Here is a 4,454-nt window from a genome sequence, read left to right on the forward strand (position 1 = left end):
GCTCAGGCGCTGCGGGCCGTGGCCATGGCCCGCGACGCCGGCTTTGCCAACGTCAGCATCGACCTGATCATCGGCCTGCCCACGCAGACTGAAAAAAGCATGGCCTTGAACTTCGCGGCTATCCAGGCGCTGAATCTCGCCCATGTCTCGGTCTATATTCTGGAGGGGGTTCCCCGCCCGGGCAGCGGCGACCGCGACGCCCGCCTCTATACTCATGCGCGCCGGGCGCTCGTGGCGCTCGGTTTCGAACACTACGAGGTTTCCAACTTCTGCCGCCCCGGCAAGGCCTCCAAGCATAACCTGAAATACTGGCGCATGGAGCCTTACATCGGCCTCGGCCCCTCGGCCGCCGGTTTTCTGGCGGGTCGGGATTATCGCAATCATGCCGATTTAAAAAAATATTATGCCCCCCTGGAGCAGGTAAAACTTCCGCAAACAAGGACCAAACAAATGGACCCGGCCAAGCGGCGGATCATCACCGGCCTGCGTCTGCTCAGCGGTATTCCGGCTTCGGCTTTCAAGTCTTTTTCTGCTCCCACCGACTTTTTACTTTCCGAGGGTTTTCTCATCCACCGCGGTCCCAACATCGCCGTGCCGCCCGAGAAAATTTTGCTGTTGAACGAAATTTTGGGCTATTTCATATAATATTTTTTTCAGACCGCTCAAAAAAACAGATGAAGTAAGTGCCTCGTCTCAGACGCCGGGCGAGCGCCGGGAACGGAGCGACATCACAGCCACGGAGCCGAATGCGATTCCATAAGCAGCCAGGCCGGTCCAGTAAGAGACGGAGATGCCCCAGCTCAGGGACAAGACCACAGCCAACACCGAGGCGAACACCGAGGCGGCGCCATTGATCCCCCAGTACCAGGGAGCCAGGTGCGGCGAATGGCGATGGGCCAGGTTCATGCCCATGGGAAAGGCCATGCCCATGAAAATCCCCTGGGCAAAAAGCAGACCCACGGCGACAAGAATCCGCAGCGGCGTGGTTGCGCCCCGAAAAGCGTGCAGCAGCGCCGGCGTGATCAGGCCCAAGACCAGCAGACTCAACAGCAAAAGAGAGAAAAGGCGAATCGTTTTCCTGGCAGAACGCTCGGCACCCATTCGCCCACTTACAAAACTGCCCAGGCTGCTGGCCAGTAGGAGCGAAAAAAGAACCACCGTTAGGCTGTAGCTGGGATGTCCCAGAAACACGGCCAGTCGTTGCATCTGGGAAATTTCGACCAACATGAAACCGCTGCCGATGCAAGTGAAAAAAGTGAAAAAAGGAACCGTCCCGCGAAAGTTCAAGCGCCGGGAAGTTAGAAAAAGCGGGACAACAATGCACAAGACGACCAATACAAAGATGATGATAAGCAAGTCGGCCAGTATCATAACGGCCTTGAGATTGACCTCGATGATCGGGTCCAGGTATTTCTGTTTCCAAACGTCCCGCCAACGAAGCATGTTGAAAAAAAACGGGCTTTCATCCGTCGGCGCTTGGATATTCAACGGATAAGCGGCGACGAACCCGGAGGCCTCCCGGGCCGAAGTCAACTTGGCGAAATCGCCGTTCACGGCCTCCGCCGGTGACAAAGCCAGCTGGAAACCCATGCGCGCGCAGACTCCCTTGATCGAGGCGATTTCTTCTTCCGTAAACGGCGCCCGACTTAAAAGCATGGTCGCCAGACCCGGTGGCACATTCACCGGCCTGCGGACATTCATTCGCGCGATCATGATGTGCCGGCGGGGATCCGCTACACCCTCCTGCCTCAGCGCCGCGGCGGCCAGGGAGGTCAGGCGATACATTTCCCCGGGCATGCCTTTGGCAAACCAGCGGGAGACGGAAAGAATGCCTCTGGGGCTGAGTCGTTCGAAAAAAACCTTCCAGGCCTCCACCGTATACAGGGAGTTTTCTGCCAGCACGAAAGCACCGGCGGCCGTGGCGGACCACGTATCGATCAAGGATATCTGGATGATGTCAAAGCGTTCGCGACTCCGGGTGAGGTAGGACCGGGCCTCGTCGTTGACAAAACGGACGTCGCTGCGGCGGTCCAGGTGGCCGGTGAAATCGCCAAAGCGGCGGTTGACCGCCCGGATGATATCGCCATTAATCTCCACGCCCAGGACACTATTTTGACCGAAAGCAAGCGCCGAGAGGATGTCGCGTCCGCCGCCGGTTCCGACCACAAGCACTTTGGCCCGGGAGCGAAGGTAATGGACCAGGTTGGTGATGTCATATTTCAGGTACTGCAGCTTGTCAAAGCTGCCGTCAAACTGGGTGAGCATCGTACTGGCCGCGGCATCGATATCCAGATAGAGCTGTTGCACCGGTACGAAATCCGGGCTGCGCTCACTCAAGCCCCATCCCACAGGCTGGAGCATGGGCTGCCGGCGTACGGCCACGCGGGCATAGGAACTCCATTTTTCGTATACCAGGGCCGGTTCGCGAATTCCCTTGACCCTGCGGATGGAAAAAAGCCTGGTCTCGGGAACGGCCAGCACGGCATTGTAAACGATCAGGGCGATGAAAATTGCGCCGACGGCCGCGGCAAGCCGGCGCATCTTCACGGCCCCTGCCTCCAGCGCGAACAAAAAAGCCCCCATCGTGGCCAGGAAAGCGACAAAAATGACCGACGTCGGGCCATCCAGCACGCCCAGGATGAAATACAAGAGGAAAGAGCCGACGGCCGCGCCGGCCAGATCGGCCGCATACAGTCTGTGGATATGGGCGGGAAAGCGAGTGAGGGCGATGGTCACGCAAATGCCGCTAAAAAAGAACGGCAGGGAAAGCGCGGCAAAAGTGGCCGCCACCGAGGCCAACCCCGCCAGGCACATTTGCGGCTGGAAAGGTACAAGGAGATGGACGAGAAAAGCCGCGAGTGTGGCGAGGGCGAAAAAAAGTGCATGGCGTGACATCTGCCTTATGGCGTGCGCCTGCGGAAAACGGCTGGGTAGGAGGTAAACCGCGACGGCCCCGGCGGTCATGCCGAACATGGCGATCGAGATGGCCATGAACGCGAAGTGGTACCACATGGTGACGCTGAAAATTCGTGTCAGCAGGATTTCCAGCATCAGGGTCGACAGGGTTACCATGAACAACCCGCCATACATTTTTTTGCCCATCTTTTCTTTCGACTCCATTTTTTATGCCGCAAACTCCCCGCCGCAATTGGTAATCCAAAGGTGATCCGCGGCCGTGCAGCCCGGACCATGCGGTTGCTTACATTTTATTCAAAATGACATTTTAAGGGAAAATGGATGTGGTTTCAACAGAGGGAAATTTTTATGGGCAGTCGCAAATGCCTGCGCGGGTTATTTAAGCGCAAGCGGGTCGGGGCTGGGTTGACCTCGGTTGCTGCAATCGGCCACCAGGCGCAGGTAGCTGGCGGGCGGACGGGGGATGTGGATACCGATCTCGCGCGGCTTGCTGGCGAGCTCGCCGGAATACTCGCTCGTCCAGCGCACCACCCCGTCCAGGGAGATCGATTCCTGGCCGTCGGCCAGCGCGATGTGCACCTTGCGAAAGAGCGACGGGCGCTGCATGGTCTGGATGCCGATGCCATGCTGCGAAACATCCTGGACGAAGCCGGGGTGCCTCTCGTCGCCGCATTTGCAGATCACCAGCTTGCGGAACAGGATGCGCTTTTCATCTCTTTTTTTGATCATGGCCATCCCCCCTATTTCCTACCCAATACTATATTCAAAAATCGGAAAAAATCAACCGCTTCAGGATTTTTCGCCTATTTTCAGGTCCCGGCCCTCGATGAAAGCGGGTTTGGCGATGCCGAAAGCGGCGAGCACGGTCGGGGAAATGTCGATCAGTCCGGGATCTTTTTCGGCGATGCGGCGGTTGCAGAAGAAAACTCCCGGGATCTGGTCGCGGGTAAAGGCATGGTCGCCGCTCCACATGCGGGTGTTGTCGGAAAACAGATCCTCGCCGACGTAGTTGACCGCCGATTCCCAGGAAACGCGGTAACCTATGGCATAGCCGACCACTTCCCTCTTCAAGGCCTCGGCCTCGGCCCCGGGGTTGACGATGCCGCTCTTCTCGCGGCCCCTGAGGTTGAGGAAGATGCCGTTCAGGCCCTGGCCGAAGGCGCGCGAGCGGCTCCAGTCGACGTCGGCATACCACTTGCCGCTGGTCTTCTTGCCGTCCCGGAGCACCAGGTAGCCCTCCTGGTGCAGCCAGGTGTTCAGATTGAAACCGCGGTTGAAGGCATTGAAGCCATGGTCGGAAACGACCATCAGCAGATCGTCCGGGCCCATTTTTTTGAAAAGCCGCGCCATCAAGTCGTCCATGGCCCGGTAGCTCTCCAGGATGGCGTTGCGCACGATTTCCTTTTGGCTCGGCCGCGGCGCCGATGAACCCGAATCGGGCAAATAGCGCCAGAACATATGCTGGATGCGGTCGGTGGTCTCAAAGACCTGGATGATCAGGCCGTCCCGGATCTTGTCCAGGGTGCTGAAAAAGATCT

4 protein-coding genes are annotated in these 4,454 nt (G+C 58.2%); 1 reads left to right on the forward strand and 3 read right to left on the reverse strand.

Going from position 1 to position 4,454, the window contains the following annotated elements:
* Positions 1-645 (forward strand): hypothetical protein (locus NTW95_07215; protein ID MCX6557201.1); only part of this gene is annotated, 645 nt, incomplete at its 5' end.
* A gap of 48 nt (positions 646-693) precedes the next feature.
* On the opposite strand, the gene NTW95_07220 is transcribed toward NTW95_07215, so the two are convergent.
* From NTW95_07220 to NTW95_07230, 3 genes are all read right to left on the reverse strand, one after another.
* Entirely contained in the window at positions 694-3,102 is a 2,409-nt protein-coding gene (locus NTW95_07220; GenBank protein ID MCX6557202.1) for a hypothetical protein, read from the reverse strand.
* Between the two features lie 189 nt (positions 3,103-3,291).
* Positions 3,292-3,645 carry a PilZ domain-containing protein gene (locus tag NTW95_07225; protein ID MCX6557203.1) on the reverse strand — a complete coding sequence of 118 codons (354 nt, stop codon included), beginning with the start codon at positions 3,643-3,645 and terminating at the stop codon, positions 3,292-3,294.
* Between the two features lie 60 nt (positions 3,646-3,705).
* Positions 3,706-4,454, reverse strand: a 749-nt coding sequence (locus NTW95_07230) for an alkaline phosphatase family protein (GenBank protein ID MCX6557204.1), incomplete at its 5' end; no start/stop codon positions are given.

The sequence above is a fragment of the Candidatus Aminicenantes bacterium genome (assembly GCA_026393795.1).
Lineage (GTDB): Bacteria > Acidobacteriota > Aminicenantia > UBA2199 > UBA2199 > UBA2199.

What these genes read in the sequence shown, in the direction of transcription:
- NTW95_07220 (MCX6557202.1), bottom strand. Translation starts at nt 3,102, where the DNA reads ATGGGCAAAAAAATGTATGGCGGGTTGTTCATGGTAACCCTGTCGACC.
- NTW95_07225 (MCX6557203.1), bottom strand. Translation starts at nt 3,645, where the DNA reads ATGATCAAAAAAAGAGATGAAAAGCGCATCCTGTTCCGCAAGCTGGTG.